The sequence below is a fragment of the Streptomyces sp. R35 genome (genome assembly GCF_041053035.1).
Classification (GTDB): domain Bacteria; phylum Actinomycetota; class Actinomycetes; order Streptomycetales; family Streptomycetaceae; genus Streptomyces; species Streptomyces lutosisoli.
Map to the genome: position 1 here is coordinate 9,282,546 of NZ_CP163440.1, position 23,724 is coordinate 9,306,269.

Annotated in this window: 21 protein-coding genes; 9 read left to right on the forward strand and 12 right to left on the reverse strand. The window is 71.2% G+C overall.

From position 1 onward, the window contains the following. The first annotated feature begins 124 nt into the window (after positions 1-124). A complete protein-coding gene (locus AB5J50_RS41765) occupies positions 125-496 on the forward strand; it encodes a BlaI/MecI/CopY family transcriptional regulator (RefSeq protein ID WP_327433224.1) in 372 nt (123 codons plus the stop codon). Beyond that, the gene (locus tag AB5J50_RS41770; protein WP_369263817.1) at positions 493-1,425 is read left to right on the forward strand and encodes a M48 family metalloprotease; all 933 of its coding nucleotides are present in this window, start codon (positions 493-495) and stop codon (positions 1,423-1,425) included. The genes AB5J50_RS41765 and AB5J50_RS41770 overlap by 4 nt, the downstream gene beginning before the upstream one ends. 234 nt (positions 1,426-1,659) lie before the next feature. Here AB5J50_RS41770 and AB5J50_RS41775 read toward each other — a convergent pair whose 3' ends face one another. Continuing rightward, positions 1,660-2,814 (reverse strand): MFS transporter, encoded by a 1,155-nt coding sequence (locus tag AB5J50_RS41775; RefSeq protein ID WP_369265658.1) that lies wholly within the window; start codon positions 2,812-2,814, stop codon positions 1,660-1,662. A 25-nt stretch (positions 2,815-2,839) separates the two neighbouring features. Further along, positions 2,840-3,202: a metalloregulator ArsR/SmtB family transcription factor gene (locus tag AB5J50_RS41780; protein ID WP_327433226.1), complete on the reverse strand. Its 363-nt coding sequence runs from the start codon at positions 3,200-3,202 to the stop codon at positions 2,840-2,842. Positions 3,203-3,259: 57 nt separating this feature from the next. Between AB5J50_RS41780 and AB5J50_RS41785 the strand changes: the two genes are divergently transcribed. The 3 genes from AB5J50_RS41785 (at position 3,260) to AB5J50_RS41795 (ending at position 7,269) form a co-directional block, all read left to right on the forward strand. Then, the gene (locus tag AB5J50_RS41785; protein ID WP_369265659.1) at positions 3,260-5,185 is read left to right on the forward strand and encodes a heavy metal translocating P-type ATPase; all 1,926 of its coding nucleotides are present in this window, start codon (positions 3,260-3,262) and stop codon (positions 5,183-5,185) included. A 70-nt stretch (positions 5,186-5,255) separates the two neighbouring features. After that, positions 5,256-6,752, forward strand: coding sequence for an AlkA N-terminal domain-containing protein (locus AB5J50_RS41790; protein ID WP_369263818.1), 1,497 nt, complete (start codon positions 5,256-5,258; stop codon positions 6,750-6,752). A 34-nt stretch (positions 6,753-6,786) separates the two neighbouring features. Beyond that, positions 6,787-7,269: a methylated-DNA--[protein]-cysteine S-methyltransferase gene (locus AB5J50_RS41795; RefSeq protein ID WP_369263819.1), complete on the forward strand. Its 483-nt coding sequence runs from the start codon at positions 6,787-6,789 to the stop codon at positions 7,267-7,269. On the opposite strand, the gene AB5J50_RS41800 is transcribed toward AB5J50_RS41795, so the two are convergent. The 5 genes from AB5J50_RS41800 to AB5J50_RS41820 form a co-directional block, all read right to left on the reverse strand. Beyond that, positions 7,266-7,994: an NAD-dependent deacetylase gene (locus AB5J50_RS41800; RefSeq protein ID WP_369263820.1), complete on the reverse strand. Its 729-nt coding sequence runs from the start codon at positions 7,992-7,994 to the stop codon at positions 7,266-7,268. The genes AB5J50_RS41795 and AB5J50_RS41800 overlap by 4 nt on opposite strands. Before the next feature lie 78 nt (positions 7,995-8,072). After that, positions 8,073-9,902 (reverse strand): glycoside hydrolase family 15 protein, encoded by a 1,830-nt coding sequence (locus tag AB5J50_RS41805; protein ID WP_369263821.1) that lies wholly within the window; start codon positions 9,900-9,902, stop codon positions 8,073-8,075. 13 nt (positions 9,903-9,915) lie between these two features. Next, on the reverse strand, positions 9,916-11,334 hold the full coding sequence (locus tag AB5J50_RS41810) for a DUF2252 domain-containing protein (protein ID WP_369263822.1): 1,419 nt from the start codon (positions 11,332-11,334) through the stop codon (positions 9,916-9,918). Then, positions 11,331-12,917, reverse strand: coding sequence for a GMC oxidoreductase (locus tag AB5J50_RS41815; RefSeq protein ID WP_369263823.1), 1,587 nt, complete (start codon positions 12,915-12,917; stop codon positions 11,331-11,333). The genes AB5J50_RS41810 and AB5J50_RS41815 overlap by 4 nt, the downstream gene beginning before the upstream one ends. A gap of 101 nt (positions 12,918-13,018) precedes the next feature. Next, entirely contained in the window at positions 13,019-13,912 is an 894-nt protein-coding gene (locus tag AB5J50_RS41820) for a YhjD/YihY/BrkB family envelope integrity protein (protein WP_369263824.1), read from the reverse strand. Positions 13,913-14,150: 238 nt separating this feature from the next. Between AB5J50_RS41820 and AB5J50_RS41825 the strand changes: the two genes are divergently transcribed. Next, complete coding sequence (locus AB5J50_RS41825; protein WP_369263825.1) at positions 14,151-14,795, forward strand: GAP family protein; 645 nt, start codon at positions 14,151-14,153, stop codon at positions 14,793-14,795. Between the two features lie 13 nt (positions 14,796-14,808). On the opposite strand, the gene AB5J50_RS41830 is transcribed toward AB5J50_RS41825, so the two are convergent. Then, complete coding sequence (locus AB5J50_RS41830) at positions 14,809-15,741, reverse strand: cyclase family protein (protein WP_369263826.1); 933 nt, start codon at positions 15,739-15,741, stop codon at positions 14,809-14,811. A 131-nt stretch (positions 15,742-15,872) separates the two neighbouring features. Here AB5J50_RS41830 and AB5J50_RS41835 point away from each other — a divergent pair, with 131 nt between their 5' ends. Then, positions 15,873-16,835 carry a DUF389 domain-containing protein gene (locus AB5J50_RS41835; protein ID WP_369263827.1) on the forward strand — a complete coding sequence of 321 codons (963 nt, stop codon included), beginning with the start codon at positions 15,873-15,875 and terminating at the stop codon, positions 16,833-16,835. Here AB5J50_RS41835 and AB5J50_RS41840 read toward each other — a convergent pair. Beyond that, the gene (locus AB5J50_RS41840) at positions 16,819-18,207 is read right to left on the reverse strand and encodes a hypothetical protein (protein WP_369263828.1); all 1,389 of its coding nucleotides are present in this window, start codon (positions 18,205-18,207) and stop codon (positions 16,819-16,821) included. The genes AB5J50_RS41835 and AB5J50_RS41840 overlap by 17 nt on opposite strands. 191 nt (positions 18,208-18,398) lie before the next feature. On the opposite strand from AB5J50_RS41840, the gene AB5J50_RS41845 reads away from it, so the two are divergent. Next, positions 18,399-18,812 (forward strand): DUF6325 family protein, encoded by a 414-nt coding sequence (locus tag AB5J50_RS41845; RefSeq protein ID WP_369263829.1) that lies wholly within the window; start codon positions 18,399-18,401, stop codon positions 18,810-18,812. A gap of 133 nt (positions 18,813-18,945) precedes the next feature. After that, entirely contained in the window at positions 18,946-20,694 is a 1,749-nt protein-coding gene (locus tag AB5J50_RS41850) for a cation:proton antiporter (protein WP_369263830.1), read from the forward strand. 4 nt (positions 20,695-20,698) lie between these two features. On the opposite strand, the gene AB5J50_RS41855 is transcribed toward AB5J50_RS41850, so the two are convergent. The 3 genes from AB5J50_RS41855 to AB5J50_RS41865 are packed head-to-tail and all read right to left on the reverse strand — an operon-like array spanning position 20,699 to position 23,675. Beyond that, the gene (locus AB5J50_RS41855) at positions 20,699-21,241 is read right to left on the reverse strand and encodes a gluconokinase (RefSeq protein WP_369263831.1); all 543 of its coding nucleotides are present in this window, start codon (positions 21,239-21,241) and stop codon (positions 20,699-20,701) included. Continuing rightward, on the reverse strand, positions 21,238-22,287 hold the full coding sequence (locus AB5J50_RS41860; RefSeq protein WP_369263832.1) for a cytochrome d ubiquinol oxidase subunit II: 1,050 nt from the start codon (positions 22,285-22,287) through the stop codon (positions 21,238-21,240). The genes AB5J50_RS41855 and AB5J50_RS41860 overlap by 4 nt, the downstream gene beginning before the upstream one ends. Further along, entirely contained in the window at positions 22,284-23,675 is a 1,392-nt protein-coding gene (locus tag AB5J50_RS41865; protein WP_369265660.1) for a cytochrome ubiquinol oxidase subunit I, read from the reverse strand. Before AB5J50_RS41865 ends, AB5J50_RS41860 begins: the two co-directional genes overlap by 4 nt. Positions 23,676-23,724 lie beyond the last annotated feature (49 nt).

A 23,724-nucleotide genomic window follows, 5' to 3' on the forward strand; every position in this document is an offset into this window, starting at 1 on the left:
TGCGGCCATTGTCGCGGGCCCTCTCATACTGGACGGGCGGGTACGGTCGACACGTACCCGAGTGACTACAATCCTGTAGACGGTCTACTGAACTGTAGACGATGGCGGGGTGAGGATCGTTCCCATGACCAGCGCGAAGGACGAACGCCGACCGGCGGGCGAGCTCGAGGCCAGTGTGATGGCCGCTCTCTGGGCCGCAGGGGCACCGCTCACGCCCGGGCGTGTACAGCTGGAGCTGGACTCGGGTCTGGCGCGTACGACGGTGACGACGATCCTGTCCCGGCTGCACGAGAAGGGCATCGTCGGCCGCGAGCGGCAGGGCCGGGGCTACGCGTACTTCCCCATCCAGGACCCGCACGGTCTCACCGCCCGGCGCATGCACAGCGAACTCGACCGGGACGACGACCGCGAGACGGCCCTGGCCCGGTTCGTCGCCCAGCTCAGCCCCGACGACGAGCGCCTGCTGCGCGATCTGCTGGAACCGGGTGAGGCATGACGGCTCTGCTGCTGATCCCTCTGCTGGTGCCCTTCGCGGTGCCGGCGCTGGCCCGCCGCTGCCTCGGCCGTCTCGCACCCGTGACCGCGCTCTGGACGCTCACGCTCGCCGTCGTGGTGCTGGCCGGCGCCTCCGTGGCCGCGCTGGGCGCGCTGCTTCTGACCGGCCTGTTCAAGCTGCCCGTCTTCGCGGGCCTCGGCGATCTCGTCCACCCCCTGCGCACCGCCTCGGACCTGGTCGTCCTGCCCGCGGCGGCGGCCGCCACCGGCGCGCTCACCGTCGGCGCCTGGACCCTCGGGCGTTCGGCCCTGCGCCAGCTCCGCGCCTTCCGCACCGCCCGCACCGAGGCCGACCGCCGCCCCGCCGCGGGTGACCTGTGCGTCATCGAATCACCACACCCGGACGCTTACGCCCTGCCGGGCCGCCCGCACCGGATCGTCGTCACGACAGCGATGCTCCGCAGCCTCGGCGCCGACGAACGCGAGGCGCTCTTCGCCCACGAACGGGCCCACAACGCGGGCGGCCACCACCGCTTCCTCCTCGCGGCCGAACTCGCCGCCCACTGCCACCCCGGCCTGCGCCCGGTCCGCCCGGTCATCGCGCTCGCCGCCGAGCGCGCCGCCGACGAGGCCGCCGCCGCCGCGGTGGGGGACCGGCGCCTGACAGCCCGCGCCATCGCCCGCGCCGCCCTGGCCACCACGGCGTCCCATTCGACCCGCCCCGACTTCGCCCCCGCAGCCACCTCGGGCCCCGTACCCCAACGCGTCGCGGCCCTCCTCGCCTCACCCCCGCGCCGCCCCCGCGCCGCCCCCTGGATCGCCCTCCTCCTCGCCGCCGCCGCCGCGACCACCTCCGCAGGCGCCTCGGCGGCAGGCGTCCTCGCCTTCCACCACGAGGTGGAGATCGCCCAGGGCGAGGAGACCCGCTGACGCCTCCGGCGTGCGGCTCCCTGGGGATCGCGGGGAACTGCGCGACCAGCCCACCCACCCGCAGCCGACACACAGCCCCCACCCACCCCCACCAAGGGGCGCGAGGAACTGCGCGAGCAACCCCACCCACCCGCAGTCGACACACAACCCCACCCACCCCGCGGGGTCTGGGGCGGAGCCCCAGGAACGGGATGGGACGGGTAGGGGCGGCGGGGGCGAAAAACCCTGCGGGGGCTAGCCCCGGCCCCGCCACCTCTCTACCACCCGGCTCCCCAGCGCGACCCCCACAACAGGCCCGACCGCCAGCAGCACGGCGAGCACCCCGAACCCGTACGCCAATGTCCCCACCGTGGCGACCACCGCAACGAGCAACGGCCCACCCGCATCACCCAGTTCGCGCCCCAGCTCAGCGGCCCCCATAGTCTGCCCGAGCCGCTCCGGAGGCGTGCCGCCCGCCAGCGCGGCAAAGCCCAGCGGAGTGATCAGCCCCGTACCGACGCCGATCAGCGCGGCCGCGAGCAGAACGCCCGCCAGCCCGGGCAGCATCGCGCAGACGAGCCCCGCGGCGGCGGTCATCAGCCCGGCACCGATCCCCGCGCGCGCGGTCAGCCGGCCCGCGTCCAACGCCCGCCCGGCGCGCGGCTGGACCACCGCCGCACAGGCCGCGAGGACCGACACCGCGGCCCCGGTCGCCACCGTGCCGAGCCCTGCCGCGGCCCCGGAGACGGGCAGGAACCCCACCCCCACGGACAGCGCGGCCGTCGCACCCGCGAGCGCCGCCGTCGGGGTGAGAAACGCGGGATCGGCCAGCCGCCGGGCCAGGTCGAGCACGGTCTGCCGGGCACGCGGCAGCGGCGGCACGCGCGGCACGGAGAGCAGCGCCCATACGGCGACGACCGCGCCCAGCACGGTGAGCACGCCGAACAGCAGCCGCAGCCCGCCCGCCCACACGAGCACACCGCCCAGCAGCGGCCCCAGCGTGTAGCCGATGGACTTGTAGAAGCCGTAACTCCCGTACGCCCGCCCGTGCCCCGCCGCCGGATTGAGCCGGGCGACCAGCGCGGAGGCCGCCGGCGAGAACGCGGAGGCCGCCGCGCCCTGACCGAGCCGGGCCGCCCACAGCAGGCCGGGCCGGTCCACCATGACGTACAGCGCGGACGCGGCGGCGAAGGCGACGAGCCCGCCGAGCAGCACGGGCCGGGCGCCGATCCGGTCGGCGAGCGTGCCGAACACCGGCTTCAGCAGCACCTCGGCCCCGTCGTAGAGGGCGAGCAGTCCGCCCAGGACGAGGAGCGAGGTGACCCGGTCCTCGGAGCGCCCGCCCAGGTTCGCGGCGATGCCGTGCGCCCCGAACGCGGTGGTGAACCCGGCGGCGTACAGCGGCCACATCTGCCGCGCGGGCGCCGCCGTCACCTCACTCGGGCGCGTCGCTGAGGCCGAGCCGCAGATGCTCCACGTGGAAGACCGCCTGGTCGAGGAGTTCGGCGACATGGTGGTCGTGGAGCGCGTACACCACCGAGCGGCCGCTCCGCTCGCCGACGACCAGGCCCAGGTTGCGCAGCAGGCGCAGCTGATGCGAGCAGGCGGACTGCTCCATGCCCACCGCCGCGGCCAACTCCGTGGCCGGGAGCGGTCCTTCGCGCAGCCGGGCGAGGATCAGCAGGCGGGAGGGGGTCGACAGGGCCTGGAGCGTGGTGGCCACCTTCGCGACGTTGGCCGCGTCCAGACGTACGCGCGGGGTGGCGTCCTGCGCGGCGGTGACGGCTCCATGACCCATGGGCGGTATCTTACCCACCGTACATGAAGGTATGAATGAGTCTTCATGTGTTCCTCTATGGTGCTCCGCGTGACTCCCACTCTCGCCCCGCCACCACCCGTCACCGAGCCCCCCGCCCCGGCGCCCCTGAGCCGCCGCACGCGCCTCCTCGCGCTGCCCGAGGCCCGCTGGGCGCTCCTCGCGACCGTCGCCTTCCTGCTCGCACTCCCGCCGCACCTCGGCGGCGCGCCCGGGTGGACGTACGGCCCGCTCTACGCGATCGCATACGCCGCGGGAGGCTGGGAACCCGCCCTCGAAGGGCTGCGGGCGCTGCGCGAGAAGACCCTGGACGTCGACCTGCTGATGATCGTCGCGGCGCTGGGCGCGGCCGCGATCGGGCAAGTCCTGGACGGCGCCCTGCTGATCGTCATCTTCGCCACCTCCGGAGCCCTGGAGGCCCTCGCCACCGCCCGTACCGCCGACTCCGTACGAGGTCTGCTCGACCTCGCGCCGACGACCGCGACGCGGCTGGCGGACACGGGCGAGGAGACCGTGGCGACTGCCGAACTCGCCGTGGGAGACGTGCTGTTGATCCGCCCGGGGGAGCGGATCGGCGCCGACGGGCAGGTCCTGGACGGGGTGAGTGAGGCCGACCAGGCCACCATCACCGGCGAACCGCTGCCGGTCGTCAAACGCCCCGGCGACGAGGTCTTCGCGGGCACCCTCAACGGCACCGGCGCGCTGCGTGTCCGCGTCGAGCGCGACCCCGGCGACTCGGTGATCGCCCGCATCGTCACCCTTGTCGAGGAGGCCTCCCGCACCAAGGCGCCGACGCAGCTGTTCATCGAGAAGGTCGAACAGCGGTACGCGGTGGGCGTGGTGGCCGCCACCCTCGCCGTCTTCGCCGTGCCGCTCGCCTTCGGCGCGGACCTCACCGGTGCGCTGCTGCGGGCGATGACCTTCATGATCGTCGCCTCGCCGTGCGCGGTGGTGCTGGCCACCATGCCGCCGCTGCTTTCCGCCATCGCCACCGCCGGACGGCACGGAGTCCTGGTCAAGTCGGCCCTCGCCATGGAACGCCTCGGCGAGATCGACATGGCCGCGCTCGACAAGACCGGCACGCTGACCGAGGGCGCGCCCGAGTTGACGGCCGTCCGTCCGGCGCCGGGCTCGGGCCTGGACGAGGACGCCCTGCTGGCCCTGGCTGCCGCCGCCGAGCACCCCAGCGAACATCCGCTCGCCCGCGCGATCGTCGCCGCCGCCCGGTCCCGCGGCCTGCGCCTGGCGCCCGCCGACGACTTCACGGCGCGGCCGGGGCACGGCGTCACCGCCACGGTCGACGGCCACGCCGTCACGGTCGGCCGCCCGGCCGCGCACACCGGCACCGGTGACGGCACGGTCGTCCTTGTGGAACGCGACGGCACCCCCGTCGGCACCCTCGCCCTCACCGACCGCCTCCGCCCCGACGCCCCCGCAACCGTCTCCGCGCTCACCGCCCTGACCGGCACCACACCCGTGCTGCTCACCGGCGACAACCCACGCGCCGCCGCCCAGGTGGCCACCGCCACCGGCATCACCGACGTACGCGCCGGTCTCCTCCCGCAGGACAAGGTCGAGGCCGTACTCCAACTCGCCGACCGCAAGGTGCTGTTCGTCGGCGACGGAGTCAACGACGCCCCCGCCCTGGCCGCCGCCCACGCCGGGATCGCGATGGGCCGCGCCGGGTCCGACCTCGCCCTGGAGACCGCCGACGCCGTCCTCGTCCGCGACGAGCTGGCCGCCATCCCCGCGGTCGTACGTCTCTCCCGTGCCGCCCGCCGCCTGGTCACCCAGAACCTCGTCGTCGCCGGTACGTTCATCACGGCCCTGGTCCTGTGGGACCTCCTCGGCCACCTGCCGCTCCCGCTGGGCGTCGCGGGCCACGAGGGCTCCACCGTCCTGGTCGGCCTGAACGGGCTGAGGCTGCTGCGGGAATCCGCGTGGCGGAGGACGGACGTCGGCTAGCCGCAGGCAGCGCCACGTACATGTCGTATTCTCGCCAGCCCCGCCCTCGCGCGTGTCCGATGCTTGATGCATGCAGAACGCGATGCACACGGACACCGAGCGCTGCGTGCGCGCCGTCCAGTCGAAGGACGCGCGCTTCGACGGATGGTTCTTCACCGCGGTGCTGACCACCAGGATCTACTGCCGGCCCAGCTGCCCGGTCGTGCCGCCCAAGCCGGAGAACATGACGTTCCTCCCGAGCGCGGCAGCCTGCCAGCAGGCCGGATTCCGGGCCTGCAAGCGCTGCCGCCCGGACACCAGCCCCGGCTCACCCGAGTGGAACCAGCGCGCCGACCTGGTGGCCCGCGCGATGCGCCTGATCGGCGACGGCGTGGTGGACCGCGAGGGCGTGCCGGGGCTGGCCACCCGGCTCGGCTACAGCACCCGCCAGATCGAACGGCAGCTGCTGGCCGAGCTGGGCGCGGGACCGCTGGCGCTCGCCCGGGCCCAGCGCGCCCAGACCGCGCGGCTGCTCATCGAGACCACCCCGCTCCCGATGGCGGAGATCGCCTTCGCGGCCGGGTTCTCCTCCATTCGCACCTTCAACGACACCGTGCGCGAGGTCTTCGCACTGTCGCCGAGCGAGCTGCGCACCCGCGTGCCCAAGAAGCGGGCGGCGGGCACCGCGGGAGCGGGCGCGCCGGGGGTCCTGAGCCTCCGGCTCCCCTTCCGCGCCCCCCTCAACCCGGACAACCTGTTCGGCCACCTCGCGGCGACCGCCGTACCCGGCGTCGAGGAGTGGCGCGACGGGGCGTACCGGCGCACCCTGCGCCTGCCCTACGGCCACGGGATCGCCGCGCTCACCCCGAACGCCGACCACGTCGCCTGCCGTCTCAGCCTCAGCGACCTGCGCGACCTGCCCGTCGCGATCAGCCGCTGCCGCCGCATGCTCGACCTGGACGCCGACCCGGTCGCGGTCGACGGCCAGCTGCGCACCGACCCGCTGCTCGCCCCGCTCGTCGACAAGGCGCCCGGCCGCCGGGTGCCGCGCACGGTCGACGAGGCCGAGTTCGCCGTACGAGCCGTGCTGGGCCAGCAGGTCTCGACGGCCGCGGCCCGCACCCACGCGGCCCGCCTGGTCACCGCGCACGGCGAACCGGTCGACGACCCGGAGGGCGGCCTCACCCACCTCTTCCCGTCCTCCGAGGCACTCGCCGCACTGGACCCCGAGTCGCTCGCGATGCCGCGCACCCGCCGCACCACGTTCACCACGCTCGTACGCCAACTCGCGGACCACACTCTCCACTTGGGCGTGGAGAGTGACTGGGCGGAGGCGCGCGCCCGACTGCTGGCGCTGCCCGGCTTCGGCCCCTGGACGGTCGACGTCATCGCGATGCGCGCCCTCGGCGACCCCGACGCCTTCCTGGCCACCGACCTCGGAATCCGGCGCGCCGCACAGGAGTTGGGCCTGCCCTCGACCCCGTCCGCGCTCACCGCACGCGCGGCAGCATGGCGGCCGTGGCGGGCGTACGCCGTCCAGTACCTGTGGGCGACGGACAGCCACCCGATCAACTTCCTGCCGGTATGAGCCCGTTGGGTCGACATTCATTCAAGGACACTCAGTGAAACAGCACACGGTCATCGACAGCCCCTACGGCCCCCTCACCCTCGTCGCCGACGACGGAGTCCTGTGCGGCCTCTACATGGTCGGCCAGCGCCACCGCCCGCAGGAGGAGAACTTCGGCGAGCGCGACGACACCCTCTTCGACGAGGCGGAAGCCCAGCTGAAGGCCTACTTCGCGGGCGAGTTGAAAGAGTTCACCCTCGAACTGCGGATGGCCGGCACGCCCTTCCAGCGCAGTGTCTGGGACCAACTGCGCCAGATCCCCTACGGCGAGACCCGCACGTACGGCGAACTGGCCGAAGCCCTGGACAACGTGGGCGCCTCCCGCGCGGTCGGCCTCGCCAACGGCAAGAACCCCATCGGCATCATCGTCCCCTGCCACCGCGTGGTCGGCGCCAACGGCAGCCTCACGGGATACGGCGGCGGCCTGGACCGCAAGAAGCGGCTGCTGGACTTCGAGGGCGGAGCGGCTCTCTTCTAGCTGTTGCCCAGCCCGAGCAGCAGCTTGGGCAACGCCGTGCCGATCGGCTCCCGTACGACCTCGTCGGCCCGCTCGTCGTACGGGGTCGGCTCGGCGTTGACGATGATCAGGCGGGCCCCGTGGTCGGCGGCGACACCTGCGAGCCCGGCGGCGGGCTGCACCTGGAGACTGCTCCCGACGGCGATGAACACCTGGCAGGCCTTGGTGATGGCTACGGCCTCGCCGAGGACGACGGGGTCGAGCTGCTCCCCGAACATGACGGTCGCCGACTTCAGGATCCCCCCGCACTCCAGACACGGCGGGTCCGCCTCGCCGGCCTCGACCCGCGCGAGCGCGTCCTCCATCGGCGCCTTGGCATGGCACTTGGTGCACACCACGCTCCGCGCGCTCCCATGCAGTTCGAGCACCTTCCGCGCCGGCATCCCGGCGAGCTGATGCAGCCCGTCCACGTTCTGCGTGATCACCCGCACCGGCACCCCGGACCGCTCCAACTCGGCCACGGCACGATGCGCCGCGTTCGGCTCCGCCTGCAGCGCCCGGTTCTTCCGCCGCATCTGCCACGAGCGGCGCCGGATCTCCGGATCCCCCATGTAGTACTCGTACGTGACGAGCTTCTCGGCCTCCGGGTCGCGCCGCCACAGCCCGTTGGGGCCGCGGTAGTCAGGGATCCCGGAGTCGGTGGAGATACCGGCGCCGCTCAGAATGGCGACGAGGGGCTTGGTCATGTCACCGAGGGTAGGTCGGGGACGAGGGGGCGGCGAATGGATATATCGCTGGTCGCGTTCTGGCGGGGATCCCGGCGTTCAGCTACGGAGCCGGAGCGCGTCGAGCGCCTCGTCCAGCGTCGTCGCGGCCATGATCAGGGAGAGATGGGTGAACGCCTGTGGGAAGTTGCCGAGTTGCTCGCCGCTGGGGCCGATCTCCTCGGCGAACAGGCCGACGTGGTTGGCGTATGTCTGCATCTTCTCGAAGGCGTAACGGGCCTGGGGGAGGCGCCCCGCGCGGGCGAGGGCGTCGACGTACAGGAACGTACACAGGCTGAACGTTCCTTCGGAACCGCGCAGTCCGTCGGGGGAGGCCTGGGGGTCGTAGCGGTAGACGAGGCTGTCGGACACGAGGACGCGGTCCATGGCGTCGAGGGTGCTGAGCCAGCCGGGGCTCTGGGGGGACAGGAATCCGACCCGGGGGACCAGCAGCAGAGAGGCGTCCAGGACATCGCCGTCGTAATACTGGACGAGGGCCTGCTGCTTCTCGCTCCAGCCGCGCTCCATGACCTGCTCGAGGATCGCGTCCCGGGCCCGGGTCCAGCGCACAGTGTCGGCCGGCCTGCTGAACTCGGCCGCCAGCTTCAGACCGCGGTCGAAGGCGGCCCAGCACATCACCCGGCTGTAGGTGAAGTCCTTGCGTCCGCCCCGGGTCTCCCAGATGCCCTCGTCGGGCCGGTCCCAGGAGTCGGCGAGCCAGTCCAGGGTCGCGGCCAGCCCCTTCCACCCGTGATAGCCCGCCTGTTCGCCGACCGTGCGGCCCTCGGCCAGGGCGTAGAGGGCCTCGCCGTAGATGTCGAGCTGCAGCTGGTCGGTCGCGGCGTTGCCGGCCCGGACCGGGTAGGAGCCGCGGTAGCCCTCGAAGTGCTCCAGGATCTCCTCCGTCAGATGAGGGTCGCCGTCGACCCGGTACATGATCTGGAGGGGTTCGTCGCCCGGACCCTCGCGGTCGTGCAGGCGGTCACCGAGCCAGCGCGTGAAGCGCGTCGCCTCCTCCACGAAACCGAGGTCGAGCAGGGCCCGTACCGACAGGGAGCCGTCCCGCACCCAGGTGTACCGGTAGTCCCAGTTGCGTTCACCGCCGATCTGCTCGGGCAGTCCCATGGTGGCGGCGGCGACGGGCGCGCCCGTAGGGGCGTAGGTGAGGAGCTTGAGGGTGATCGCGGAGCGGTGCACCATCTCCGTCCAGCGGCCCTGGTAGCGCGAAGTGCGCACCCACTTCTGCCAGAAGTCGACGTTCTCCCAGAGTTCTTCCGTGATCCGCTCGGTGGTGGGTGGCGGCGGCATCTCCCCGCCCGGCGCGCACACGGTGAACACCACGCCCGCCGTCTCTCCGGCGTTGAGGGTGATGCTGCCCCGGACGTCCTGCCCGTCCTGTTCGAGCGGGATGCTGCCCTGAAGGTAGGCGGTCGTCCCCGGAGCCCGGAACGTCGCGGTGTTCGTGTCGGGCGTGAGGCCGAGTGTGTGGGTGGCCCGCGCGTAGTCGAACCGCGGCCGGCATTCGAGGGTGAAGCGCACGGTGCCGCGCACCGAGCGGACGACCCGTACCAGGCTGTGCCGGTCGGTCGCCGTCAGGCCCGTTTGGACCGGCATGTGGTCGATGACCTCGCCGACTCCGTCGGGTGACATGAAGCGGGTCACCACGAGGGCGGTGTCCGGGTAGTAGAGCTGCTTACAGGTTCCCTCGGGGTGCTCGGGCGCGAGGAGGAAGTACCCGCCCCCGTCGTGGTCGAGCAGGGCAGCGAAAACACTCGGCGAGTCGAAGCGCGGTGCCGCGAACCAGTCGATCACACCCTGGGACGACACCAGCGCCGCGGTCTGCAGGTCCCCGATGAGCCCGTGGTCGGCGATGGGCGGATAGCGATCCATGCTGATCTCCTTGTCAGGTCGCCTCAGCCTTGACCCGCCCCGAACGGACCGCGTCGACGAGTGCCTGGTGGTCCATCTCGTTCTGGTCGGCATACCGCTCGGCGAACGTCACCAGCGCCCGGTCGAAGACGTCGCCCCCGCCCAGATACGCGGCGATCGCGATCCGGTCGCCCGACCTCGCGTGCGCGCGGGCCAGCGTGGCACCGCACAGCGAACCGAAGGCCCGCATTCCCCTCGGCACCATCGTCTCGGGCTCGGCGATGCCCTTCCAGTCCCGCAACTGCCGTACGTAGAAGTCCCGTCGACGGCCGTCGATGCCTTCGACCTGCCCCCAGCCCAGGAAGATGTCGCTGGTGGCCTGCATGAGCCGCTGGCCGGACACCACGCGCTCGCCCTGCGTCCGGTAGCCACTGGCCCCGGCGAACGGCGCCAGCACCGACTCGTCGGCCTCCTTGGCCTGGAGAAGCAGCGGATCCATGTCGTCCCGGCCGAGCAGGAGAATGATCCAGCAGCGGGTGCCGACGCTCCCCACCCCGACCACCTTGCGGGCCACGTCGACCACCCGGTACTGCTCCAGCAGGAACCGCCGGTCCGACGGGAGGCTGTGACCGTACCGTTCGATCAAGCGGCGGATCTGCTTCTCCAGCTCGGCGCGTTCGACGTCCGGAAGCAGGTCCTGGAGCGGCGTGATCAGCGGTGGATCCGGGGCGATGCGGGCCTTCCCGTCGACGAGGTGGGTGAGCTTGCTGAAGGCCTGGAGACTGTCCCGGGTGCGTGCCTTCGCCACCGACTGGGTCCAGCGGTGGCGGGCCCGCGTGCTCACGTCCTGGACGAAGTGGTCCCACACCCACTCCTCGTCGAACTGGGAGTACCACACGGGGAGATTGCCCATGGTGGCGAAGCGCCGCATCCACTTGCGGTACGACCGCACGGCCGACATCACGATGTCGGTCCGCTCCCTGGTGCTGAAGCCGTTCGCCCGGCCCGCGATGACGAGACTGGCGGACAGCCGCTTGACGTCCCACTCCCACGGGCCGGGCAGTGTCTCGTCGAAGTCGTTGATGTCGAACATCATGCGGCGCTCGGGCGAGCCCAGCAGCCGGAAGTTCAGCAGGTGCGCGTCGCCGCACAACTGCGCTCTGATCCCGCTCCGTGGGGTGTCGGCGAGGTCGCCGGCCATGATGGCGGCGGCCCCCCGGTAGAAGCGGAAGGGTGACTCGGTCATCCTGCCGTAGCGGATCGGTACGAGCTCGGGCACCCGCGCCGCCGACTGCGCCTCGATGACGTCCACCGGGTCGGGCCGCTTGTCCGTGGGCGCAAACTCGGCGTGACTGGAGCGGGGTACGGCAGAGCGGGCGTCCTTGCCGAGTGCGGCGCGCTCCTGCGGTGTGCGGTGCGGGGTGGGGCTGTCGGCAGGGTGGTTGGTGGTCACTGCAGTCGCTCCGCGATGTGGTCACCGACGCGCAGAGCGTTGGCGATGGCGGTCAGCGACGGGTTGACCGCTCCGATGCTCGGGAAGAAGCTCGTGTCGACGACGTACAGGTTGTCGAGGTCGTGGGCCTTGCAGTTGACGTCGAGCGCGGAGCCGGCGGGGTCGTTCCCGAAGCGGACCGTGCCCGCCTGATGCGCGGTGGCACCGATGGGCATGCCCTTGTGCAGGTAGATGCTGCGCGACAGCAGATGGTGTTCGTGCATGCCCAAGTGGCTGAGCATTCCCTGCAGTTTGTGCCGCAGGCGTTGCAGCCCGGCGATGTTGTTCTTCTCGTCGAGGGCCAGGTGGATTCCGCCGTCCCCGTCCAGGGTGACGCGGTTGTCGGCGACGGGCAGGTCCTCTCCGCACAGCCAGAAGTCGACCGCGTGGTGGGCGAGTACCTCGAACGGCATATCGGGAGTGACGGCCCCGGCCCAGCGGGGCGCCTCGCCGTGGATCTGCGCGGAGTCGGACTTGCCGAGCATCTGGATGCCGCCGAGGGGATAGTCCCAGTCGTCGGATCCCAGGTACCAGTCGTGCAGCGCCAGCGTCTTCTGGAACCTGGTGTCGTTCGGCTCCTTGGAGACGGCCATCAGGGCCAGGTTGTTGTGCCGCATGTAGTGCCGGCCCACCACGTCCGAACTGTTGGCCAGGCCCTGCGGATGGCGGTCATTGGCCGAACGCAGCAGCAGGACGGCGGAGTTGACGGCTCCGCAGGCGACGACCACGATGTCGGCGCTGAATTCCACGGTCGAGGGGTCCCCGTCGCCCACCGTCGCGACGACAGTGGTGACACTGCGGCCGGTCGCATCCGTTTCGAGGCGCCGCACGTCCGCGTGGGTGACCATCTCGACGTTGGCGTGTTCGAGGGCGGGGTCGACACAGATGACCTGCGCGTCGGACTTCGCGCCGACCAGACAGGGGAAGCCGTCGACGCGGTCGCAGCGGATACAGGCGCTGGTGTGTAGGGCCCGGCCCCGGTCGTCCTGGGTGAGGTTCACCCCGATCGGGAGGTGGAAGGGGTGCAGCCCCTGCTTCTCCAGGTCGTGGCTGAGTTGCTGGATACGCGGCTCGTGCTGGACCGGCGGGTAGGCGTACTGGCCGCTGGTGGGACCCTCGGTCGGGTCCTCGCCGTGTCGGCCATGGACGAGATAGAGGTGTTCGGCCTGTGTGTAGTACGGCTCCAGGTCCTCGTAACGAAGCGGCCAGGCGGGGGAGACGCCGTCGTGGTGGCGGAGTTCGCCGAAGTCCTCGGGGCGCATACGGAAGAGGGCGGCGCCGTAGAACTTGGTGTTGCCGCCCACGTAGTAATTGACCTCGGGCGGGAACTGGTTTCCGTGTTTGTCGAACCAGAACTCCGGGGCGCGGTATTTCCCTTTGACGAAGACCGCGGTGGAATCCCAGTTGTCGCGTTCGCGGGGCAGATAACCACCGCGTTCCAGAAGGAGAATCCGTTTCCCGGTGGGCGCCAGTCGGTGGGCGATCGTGCCACCGCCCGCACCGGTGCCAATAACGATGACGTCGTAGTGCTGCGCGTCGGCCATGCCGGCCACCGTCCTTGGAACATGGTTCGGTATTGCCGGGTGAAGAGGGCATCAACCCCACCAACCAACGTATCTCCGGGCGATGTTTCCGGCGAGTTGGGCTAGTCGGGTGAGCCGAGGCGCCGGGCCACCGCAGGTTCCCGTGCGATGACGGCGCCGGTGGTGATGCCGCCGGCGACGACGACGCAGAGTCCGATCAGCCACGACAGCACGGTGAAGACCGCGCCCAGCGACCCGTACCGGTCCAGGCTGTGGTTGAGCGCGGCGGGTACGTACAGCTTGGCCACCACCGCCAGCACGGTCAGGGCCGTCCCGGTGAGGAGCGCACCGGGCAGCAGCGGCAGCCAGGGGACGCGTGCGGCCAGCAGCAGGTGCTGGGTCCACCACCAGACACCCACCTGGGTGACCAGCACCAGCGGCAGGCCGAGCCACAGCCCCGCGCCGAATCCGTTCCGCAGCGGTCCCTGCAGGGCGAGCACGGCCAGGAAGGCCACGAGCCACACGAGCCATCTCCATGCGGCGATCCGCGCGCTCGTCTTCGGCAGCCGCCAAGCGCGCTGGCAGAGACGCTGCATCGCACGGCTGCACGCGGTGGCGGAGAGCAGCACCATCAGCGCGCTGACCACCCCGGTGCTCTGCCGCAGGCTTCCGGAATCGGCGTCGTAGACCATCTTCAGCTGCTGGTCGGCGGCGCCGTTGATACCGAGGACGTCGTGCACGGAGTCGACGATCTGGTTGCGCAGTCCTTCCGGCGCGAAGGAGGCGACCACGAACAGCAGGGGAACGGCGGTCAGGAAGGCCTGGGCCGCCAGCCGCGTCGCGGAGTCCAGCAGGTTCACCGCGATCAGATGGGAGGTGAGGCGGGTGATCACCGGGAACCGCTCCTCGGCGGTGTTCCGCAGCCGCAGCAGCCGGGCCCGCAGACGCGCCGACCGCGCGCGCCAACGGCCTGCCCTGCCGTTCGTGGGCGAGCCGGATCCTCTGCCTGCGTGCATCCTGCTCCCCGGGTCGGGCCTGGGTTCCACGCCCCCGAGGCGTGCCCGCGCCACCAGGGTGCCGCCCGGGGCGGCCGCCTGCCCTGCGGCGCGGGCGCCGTTGGGCCGTACGGGGGAAGAGGCCGTCGGTGGCGTTCCGGGCGGAGCCGCGGATTTGTGGGTGCGGACGGGGGCGGTGACGATGGGATCATGCCCCTCGGCGCCGCCGCGGGGCTTGCGAGGCCACATGGGGGCTGCGATGGTCCTTGACCTGCTCCTCATCGGCCTGGCGATCGCCTTGAACCCGTTCCCGGTCACCGGATTCGTCCTGGTGCTGACCGCACGCAACGGGATCTGGAACGGGCTGGCCTTCATCCTCGCGTGGCTGGCGTGCTTCGTCGGGATCCTCGCCGTGGTGCTGCTCATGACCGGCGGGGAGCCGCCACCGCCGAAGTCGCCGCCCTCCACAGCCGCGCTGGCCGCCAAACTGGCCATCGGCGTCGGACTCGTCTGGTACGCGGAGCACACCCGCCGCACGGCGGGCAAGCGGCACAAGTCCTCCGGGCTGATGTCGAGGCTTGACACGATCTCCCCGTGGACGGCGGCCGGGCTGGCGTTCTTCCTCCAGCCGTGGGGCTGTGTGGCCGCCGGTGCCGCCACGGTGGTAGAGGCCGACCTCTCCCAACCCGCCTCGGTCGCCGCGTTGCTGGGCTACTGCCTGCTGGCCAGCTCCAGCCTGCTGACGATGGAGATCTACGCGACCTTCGCCACCGACTCGGCCCCCGCACGGCTCGGGAGGCTGCGCACATGGATGGAAGGCCATCAGGACCAGACGATCGTGGGTCTGTCGCTGCTGCTGGGCCTGTGGCTGGTGGGCAAGAGCATCTACCAGCTGACCTCCTGAGCCGGCTCGGCCGTCACAGGATCGCGAGGGGATTGACCGGGGAGCCGGTGGCCGCGGACAGCCGGAGAGGGGCGATCACGCAGAGGAAAGACCAGCGGCCTTCCCGGGCGCAGATCGGGGCGAGGTCCTCGAACCGCAGATAGTCGAGCAGATGCAGTCCCATCGCGTGGATGGCGAGCACATGCACCGGGAACGCGACTCCCTCCGCGGCGCTGGGGGCCGTGTCGTTGTTGCCGTCACTTCCGAGTACGGCCACCTCCCGCTCGGCCAGGAACTCCATGGCGGTCGGATGGAGTCCGGCACGGGCGCCGGCCGTGTCCCAGGGGCCGAGCTCCTCACGGCGCCGGCGGTGCCCGACCCGTACGAGCAGGATGTCGCCCCGGCCCACCCGGAGCCCCTGCCGTGCCTCGGCGCCGACGAGGTCCTCGGCGGTCACGTTAGTTCCGGGTTCGAGCCAGGACACGCCGTGCACCCGGGGGATGTCCAGGAGCACCCCGCGTCCGACGATGCCGTCGCGGGCCAGGTCGACGGACAGGTCGCTCGCTCCGTTCGGCGACAGGACGTCCGCCGCCGGTATGCCGCCGTGCAGCGTGCCGTCGTAGATGACGTGGCACAGCGCGTCGAGGTGGCTGTCCACATCGCCGTGAACGTTCATGGCGAAGCGGTCCCGCGCGAACTCCAGGCCGATCGGGTCCGGTTCACCGTCGGCCGGAGCGGTGAGCCGGTGCTCGGCGGGATCGGCGTCGTCGGGTCCGGTACGGGTGTTCACGGGGGCGGCGAGCGACACCGTACGTCCCGACCGCACCTCGCGGACGGCCGCCAGCACCTGTTCTTCGGTGATCGTGTCCAGAGCGCCCCGGTGCGTGGCGCCGCCGGGGGCCGTGTCGCGCAGGTGTCGGTAGAGCGACCGGAACTCGGCCTTGCTCAGATCCTCGGACGTCCCCATGCCTCCACCCTCCGCCAGCCGGCGGATTCCGGCACGCCGAGTTGCCGGGTTCGGAAGCCGCCGCGTTAATGGATGAGCGACCGGTCCGGACCACATGCCGGCGCACACCGCACCGATACGCGGAGGTCCGGATGGACATGATCCACGTCCGCGCGGTGTGCCCGCCGGACCTCACGGAACGCACCATGGCCCTGCTGAGCGCCGAGCCGTGCGTCCTGAACCTGCTGCAGCACGGCGGCAGCGTACGCAACCCCGACGGCGACGCCGTCGAGTGCGACGTCCTGACCGGAGCCGCGAACGAGGTGCTGCGCGGACTGCGGGACCTCGGACTGGAACGCCGTGGCTCGATCATCCTCGCGCCGGTCGACGTCGCGTTCTCGCAGCGCGCGGCCAGGGCCGGGGCCGAGGAGCTCGGGACCCAGGCGCGCGCTCCGGTGTGGGAGCAGGTGGAGGCCCGGATCCGGGCCGAGGGCAGGTACCCGCCGAGCTTCTATCTCTTCCTGGTCATCGCCGGAATCATCGGCGCGGTGGGCATCATCACCAACTCCCAGATCCTCATCGTCGCGGCCATGGTGGTCGGGCCCGAGTACGGGGCCATCACCAGCGTCGCCCTCGGGATCGACGAACGCTCCCGGCCGAGGGTCCGGCAGGGTCTCATGGCCCTGCTGGTGGGCTTCCTGCTGGCCGTTGTCGCGACCTTCCTCTTCGCCCTCCTCGTGCGGGGCTTCGGGCTGCAGCCGAAGGCCTTCGAGCTGGGACTGCGGCCCGTCTCGAGTCTGATCAACACCCCCAACTTCTTCTCGGCAGTGGTGGCGGTGCTGGCCGGGATCGTCGGCATCGTCTCGCTGACCGAGGCCCGCACGAGCGCACTGCTCGGCGTCTTCATCTCGGTGACCACTATTCCGGCGGCGGCCGACATCGGGGTTTCGTCAGCGTTCGCCAGCTGGGACGAGGCCTGGGGTTCCCTGCTCCAGCTGCTGCTCAACATCGTCGTACTGATCGTGGTCGGGACCGGCACACTCAAGTGCCAGCGGGCTCTCTGGCTGAGGGTGAGCGAGCGCCGGCACGAGCGCGCGGTCAGACCGACGGCCTAGGAGTGGACGGTGCGGGAGCGGACGGTGTGGCAGGGGTGCCGGTGTCCAGGAACTCGCGGATCGCGAAGGCGATCAGCACGATCACCCCCGTCCACAGCACGACCGCCATCGTCGGGTAGTTCCAGGCGAACAGGACGATCGCGGCGACCGCAAGGATCACGCCGCCGATCCACCGCTTGAAGCGGTGCACGAACCGGCCGACCGCACCCAGCGGGAGCCCCGCCGACACGGCGACGTCGCGCAGGGCGCCGATGCCCTTGCGGCAGCCCGTACGGGTGAGGACGGCGACCCGGGACGGGCCGATGAGGAAGGCGCCGAGGGCCGTCGCGAGAGCGAGCGCACCGACCGCCCGGACGCCGGAGCGCAGGAACTTGACCAGTGCGTCGAACACCGCACCGGCGGCGGCCTCGGACGCTCCGACGGGCAGATGGTCGAGATAGACCGATCGCATGAGGGCGAGTGCGACGCCGAGCACCAGCATGGCGACGAACACCCCGAGCCCGACCCCGATCAGCGCCCGGCGGCGGTGGACGGCCAGGTACACACCCAAGGCGGCGATCAGTACGGCGATGATGGGGAGCCAGGTGCCGATGATCTCCAGCAGCCTCAGATACGTCTTGATCTTGCCGACGTCCTTGGACGCGAACACCACAAAGTCCGTGTGGACGGCCGGGATCCGAGCGGCCGGCTTGAAACCGGCACTGACCAGTTGCTCCTTGACCTGGGCCACGATCGGTCCCACATCGATGGCGACCTGACCGTTCTTGACGGACACCGCACCGCCGGACTCGCCCGTGAGGGCCTTGTCCACGGCGCTGTGGACCCGGCGGTTCGCGTTCACCCAGACGGTGTCGAAGGCGTTGCTGGAGACCACCCGCTCCACGGTGCCGCTGACCAGACTCTTCAGGCCGCTCGTGATCGGGCCCTTCAGGTCGCCGAGCAGCTGGGACGCCCTCGGCGGGGCACCCTTCTCGGACGCCGCCTGCTCCAACTGCTTGACCAGCGCTTCCACGTCGATCTGAGCCAGGACCTCGGCGGTGACCCGGTTGGTTACCGCCTTCTGCACATCCGGATTGCTCGCCAGCGGCCCCACGGTGGCGACGTAGCGGTCCGTGTCCCGCACGATGCTGTTCGCCCAGACCGCGACGACGGCCAGCAGCGACAGCAGCGAGGCGAGGAGAATCAGCAGGACCGAACCCGTCGACCGGAGCCAGTGGTGCCGCGCGGCCCCCGGCGGCCCGGCGCTCTCCAGGGCGCTCACCCGGTGCCGCAGTTCGTCCAGCTCATTGCGCTCCCGCGCCGAAAGCTGCTGGTCGCCGGACGGTTCTACGGGGTGCTTGTCCGGGTCGGGTGGGGGCGGGCTGCTCGTCATGGTTACAGGAGATTCGTACGGGTCTGATCCCGCGACCTGGACCGGCCCGGCGGGTGAATGCCGCATCGAAGTGCGGCGGCTTCCGTCCGGTGATGCAATGGCATTCGGGGACGAGGGATCCATGGCAATGGGGGACAGGGGGAATTCCGTTACCAGCCAGGGGTGAAGCCGTGAGCGATGAATTCGATGAAATGGGACCGATCGATTACGTGGTCGTCGAGTTTCCCGGCAACCGGATGACCGGCGAGGGCTTTCCTCTGCTGGTCGATCTGGTGGACCGCGGCCTCATCCGCATCCTCGATCTGATGTTTGTCAGGAAGGATGAGGACGGATCCGTGACCGGCCTGGAAATTGCCGATCTCACCGGCGACGGAGCTCTGGACCTGGCCGTCTTCGAGGGCGCTTCCTCCGGCCTGCTCGGCCAGGACGACATCGAGGAGGCGGCCAACGCCCTGGAGCCGGGCAACTCCGCCGGAATCCTGATCTACGAGAACGTGTGGGCCGCGCCCTTCGCCACCGCCCTGCGACGCGGGGGTGCGCAACTGGTCGCCTCCGGGCGGATCCCGGTGCCGGCCGTGCTGGCCGCGCTGGACGCCACGGACTAGGCCCCGCTCGAAGCGACGGTGCCGCGATTCGCGCCTCGGCGTCATCCGCCGCGGCGTCATCCGCCGCGGCGTCATCCGGAGAACGACAGGTCGGCGCGGGCGGCTGCCGTCCCGCAGCGCGGAAGGCATCGCGGTGACGGAAGACCAAGTGCTCGTCGGCCTCGGCCTGATCGTCGTACTCTCCGCCGCTTCTCAACTGGTCGCGAGCCTTCTGCACATCCCCGCGCTGATCGTTCTGCTGCCCGTCGGATTCACCGCCGGCGCGCTGACGGACGACGTCAACCCCGAGCGGCTCCTGGGCAGCACCTTCTCGCCACTGGTCTCGCTGGCCGTCGCGTTGATCCTCTACGATGCCGGGCTCGGCCTGGACCTGAAGAGGTTCAGAGCCCACACACGCCGGGTCGTGGTGCGGCTGATCTGGTGGGGCAGCCTGGGCACCTGCTTTTCGGCGGCGCTCCTGGCCATGCCGCTGCTCGGGATGTCACAGGGCGCGGCCGTGATGCTCGGAGCGATCCTGATCGTGTCCGGGCCGACTGTTGTCGGCCCGCTGCTCAACTTCGTCCGTCCCACGGAACGCTTGCAGCGGATCCTCATCTGGGAGGGGTCGCTGATCGATCCGCTGGGCGGCATCCTGGGCGCGCTGGTCTTTCACGGTGTCATGTCCGGAGGGCGCAGCGGCTTCGCAAGCGAGATCGGCCACTTCGCCGTCAGTATCGCGGTGGGAGTGGTGGGGGGTGTCGCCGGAGCGGCCGTACTGACGTGGGCGCTGCGCAGGCTCCGGCTCGGCGAGGTGCTCGGCACCACCGTGCAGCTCGCCGCGGTGGTCGGGGTGGCGGCCGCCTGCGACGTGGTCCGGGCCGACACGGGACTCATCGCCGCCGTTCTGATGGGGCTGGCGGTGGCGAACCTGCCCGGCTTGGACGTCGCTGCCCGAAGGCCGTTCTTCGAGACCCTCGTGAATCTGGTCATCGGCTTGTTGTTCATCTCCATCTCGGCCACCGTCAGCCCGCAGTCCCTGCGGCATGTACTGCTGCCGACGCTGGGTCTCGTGGCGGTCCTCGTACTCGTCGTCCGGCCCCTTGTGGCGCTTGTGTCAGCGCTGAGGACCGATCTGACGGCCGGGGAACGGGGCTTCCTCGGGTGGATGGCGCCCCGCGGAATCGTGGCCGCGGCCACCGCCTCGACGTTCTCGTCCTCGCTGGTCGACAAGGGCATCGGTGGCGCCGCCAAGATCCTCCCGGCCACGTTCGTGGTGATCGTGGCCACCGTCACGCTGTACGGGCTGAGCGCGGGGCCCGTGGCCCGACGGCTGGGCGTGGTGCGCTCGGCGCGTTCCAGACCCTTGCTCGTGGGCGGCGATCCATGGGTGATCGATCTGGGGCGGGCCCTGCGCTCGGCGGGGCTGGACGTGGTCATGTGGGCCGGGCACGAGGCGGAGCGCGACAGCATCAGGGCCGCCGGGATCGAACTCGCCCCCGGAGAGCTGTTCGCCGCGGCCACGGGCGCAGGCGCGGAGCTCGAAGGCCTGACCGGGGTGCTGCTCCTCACCGGCGAGGACGACTTCAACGCGCTGGCGTCGATGAACCTCGAAGGCAGCGTGGAGGGGACGGTGTACCGTCTCGGGCCGCCCGCGGAGAGCCAGGGCGTCATCGCCCCCTACACAGGTGGCCAGGTGCTCTTCGACCCGGAACTGACCGGACCCGAACTGACGCGCCGCTACGCCCTGGGCGCCCGTGTCGTGACACATCGCGTCGACGGTCCCGTCCCGGCGGGGCACACCGTGCTGTTCCTGGTACGCGGGGACGGCCGGCTGCTTCCCGTCACGCGGAGCGGCGGTCCGACGCCGCAGGGCGGGGACGTCGCCGTACTCCTGAGCGCCTGACCGGTCAGGGGGCCTGGCCGGGGCGCTCGACGGCGGCCCATACCCGGGCGAGATTCGCGGGAAGGCCGGCTGTGGCATCCAGGGTCAGGCCCGGCTCGTCCGGTTCCAGTGGCTCCAGCGTCTCGAACTGCGAGCCGACCAGCCGGGCGGGCATGAAGTGACCGGTGCGCCGGGACACACGGTCCCGCGCGCTGTCCCGGTCCAGGGCGAGGTACAGGCACCAGAGCCTTGAGCCAGCGGCCGCCCGGAGCTCGTCGCGGTACCGGCGCTTGAGGGCCGAACAGGCCATGACCAGCCCCTCGCCGGCCTCGATGGAGCGCCGGATGCGGTCGGCGAGGTTGCGCAGCCAGGGCTCGCGGTCGGCGTCGTCCAGGGCGTGGCCGGCGGCCATCTTGGCGACATTCGCGGCGGGATGGAAGTCGTCGCCCTCCACGAACGGCAGGCCGAGCCGCTCGGAGACCGCCTTGGCGACGGTGGTTTTTCCGGAACCCGATACGCCCAGGACCAGGACGATCGGCGGCCTGTCCCCGGCCCCGGCCCCGGTCATGGGTTCTCGGGTTCCCGCCCGGCCGCCGTCTGCCGCAAGTCCGCCTCGGTGAGCGGCTGGAGGACGCCGCGGGTGTCCAGCCGGTAGAGCAGGACGAGGGGCGGTCCGACGAGCACCACCGCGATGACTGTGACCAGCATCAGCCAGCGCAGCGTCGTCGAGGCTCCGGCCGCCTGGGACACGGTCAGCGAGGTGGGAATGAGGTAGGGCCGCTGGGCCAGCCCCCACGCCAGGACGACGAGGGCCACGCTGCCGACCGCGGTGACTCTCGCCCAGCCTGTCGCGGTGCGGTAGAGCAGTCCGGCGGTGGCCAACGCGCTGACGACGGCGACCAGGACGAGGGCGAGACCGATTCCGCTGGTCAGCCCGTCGTGCACGTAGGGCGCGTCGTTGTGGGTCACGGCGAGGCCGACGACCGCCAGCACGGCGAGGACGCCGAGGCTGCACCAGGCCCGCAGCCGGAAGTAGCCGACGAGGTCGGGAGCATCGAAGCGTTGGGCGTCGGCGGTCAGGAACACCGCCCCGAGGAAGGCGGTCGCGGCGACAGTGAGCAGCCCGGTGATCACGGAGGTCCCGTTGGACCATGCGTGGGCGGATGCGTTCGTGCCGGGAGCCACCTGGCCCGTGGCGATCCCCCCGATCGCCGCGCCGAGGAAGAAGGGCGTCAGGAGAGAGGAGACGGCGAAGACGGCGCCGTAGACCCTGCGCCGGGCGAGCCGCCGTGTCGGTTTGCGCAGCGCGAAGCCGGCTCCGCGCAGGACGAGTCCCACGGCCGCGAGGGCCAGGGGGAGCCACATGGCCGAGAAGACCGTCTCGAACAGGACCGGGAAACCGGTCCACGTGATGACCAGAACGAAGATGAGCCAGACGTTGTTGGTCTCCCACACCGGTTCCATGGCGTGGTCGATGAGCCACCGGGGGCGTTTTCCGCGTTCGGTGCCGCCGGCGACGAGGTCCCAGAATCCGGCGCCGTAGTCCGTGCCACCGGCGCACGCGTAGGCGGCCACCGCGGCCAGCAGCACCCAGGCGACGACATCCTCGATCATTCGTCCCCACCCCTGTCCGCGCCCGTGGTCGTGGACAACGGGCGGGGCCCGTAGGGGGTGTCGCCCTCCAGGTCCTCGGCCAAGGCTCCGGCGAGGACGCCCTCGTCGGCCAGCCGCCACCGCCTGCTCATCTTCAGCAGGATGGCCACGAAGGAGCCGAGGACGAGGACGTAGACCACCACGACGATGCCGAACATCGTCCACAGAGACGCGGCGCGGGTGCCCGTCACCGCCTCCGAGACCCGCATGTTCTGGTAGACGATCCAGGGCTGCCGGCCCACTTCGGTCGTGATCCAGCCGCACTCGACGGTCAGCAGGCAGGCGGCGCCCGCGACAGCGGCGCACCGGAAGAACCAGCGCGACTTGGGCAGGCCACGGCTGCGCAGCCAGCACCAGCCGTACCAGAGCGCGAGCAGGATGAGCAGGCTTCCGATGGTCACCATGATGTCGAACGCCCAGTGGGCGATGGTGGCCTGGGTCGCCGTCGGGCGGTCGCTCGCGGGAACCGATGTCAGCCCGGTGACCTTGGTGTCCGGGCTGAACCCGGCGAGGATCGAGTCCAGTTGGGGGATCTTGATCCCGCCGGAGATCGACCCGTCGGGATGCAGCCGCCCGAACATGTACTCCGGCACGTGAGTGTCGGTGTTCCAGACGATTTCGGTGGCCGCGAACTTCACCGGCTGCTTGTGGAAGACGGAGCGGGCGATCGAGTCCCCGAGCATGAACTGCACGGGGGTGAGGATCGCGGCGACGGTGAACGGCACGGTGAAGCCGAGCCGGTGGTAGCGGTCCCGGCGGCCCCGCAGCAGGCCGACCGCGTACACCCCGGCGACGACATACCCGGCGGTCAGAACCACGCCGACCACGAAGTGCCAGTACTCGGGGCCGAACATCGGCGTGAAGACCGCCTGCCGCACATTGACGTTCACGGGCTTGCCCGACGCGTCGAGCGTGAAGCCGCGGGGCGTGTTCATCCAGGCGTTCGCGGCCACGATGCCGAACGCCCCCATCAGGGCGGTCAGCGGCAGGGGCAGGCCGAGCCAGAAGTGCGTCCACGGCTTGAGCCGGCGCCAGCCGTACAGATAGATGGCGATGAGGATCGCTTCGAGGAAGAACGCCCATGCCTCGACCCCGAAGCCGAGGCCGAAGACATCGCCCCAGCGGCCCATCATCCCCGGCCACAGCAGCCCGAATTCGAAGGAGAGCACGGTGCCCGTCACGATGCCGATGGCGAACTGGACGGCCATGACCGCCGACCAGCGCCGCGCGAGCAGCAGGGCGACGGCATCGCCCTTGCGCAGCCCGCGGTAGTGCATCAGGAGGGTGATGCCGGGCAGGGCCACGCCGAAGGGCACGAGCAGGATGTGGGAGGCCAGAGTGAAGGCCATCAGCTCCCGGGCGGGCAGCAGTTGTGGTGGGCCCTCTGCCAGAAAGTGG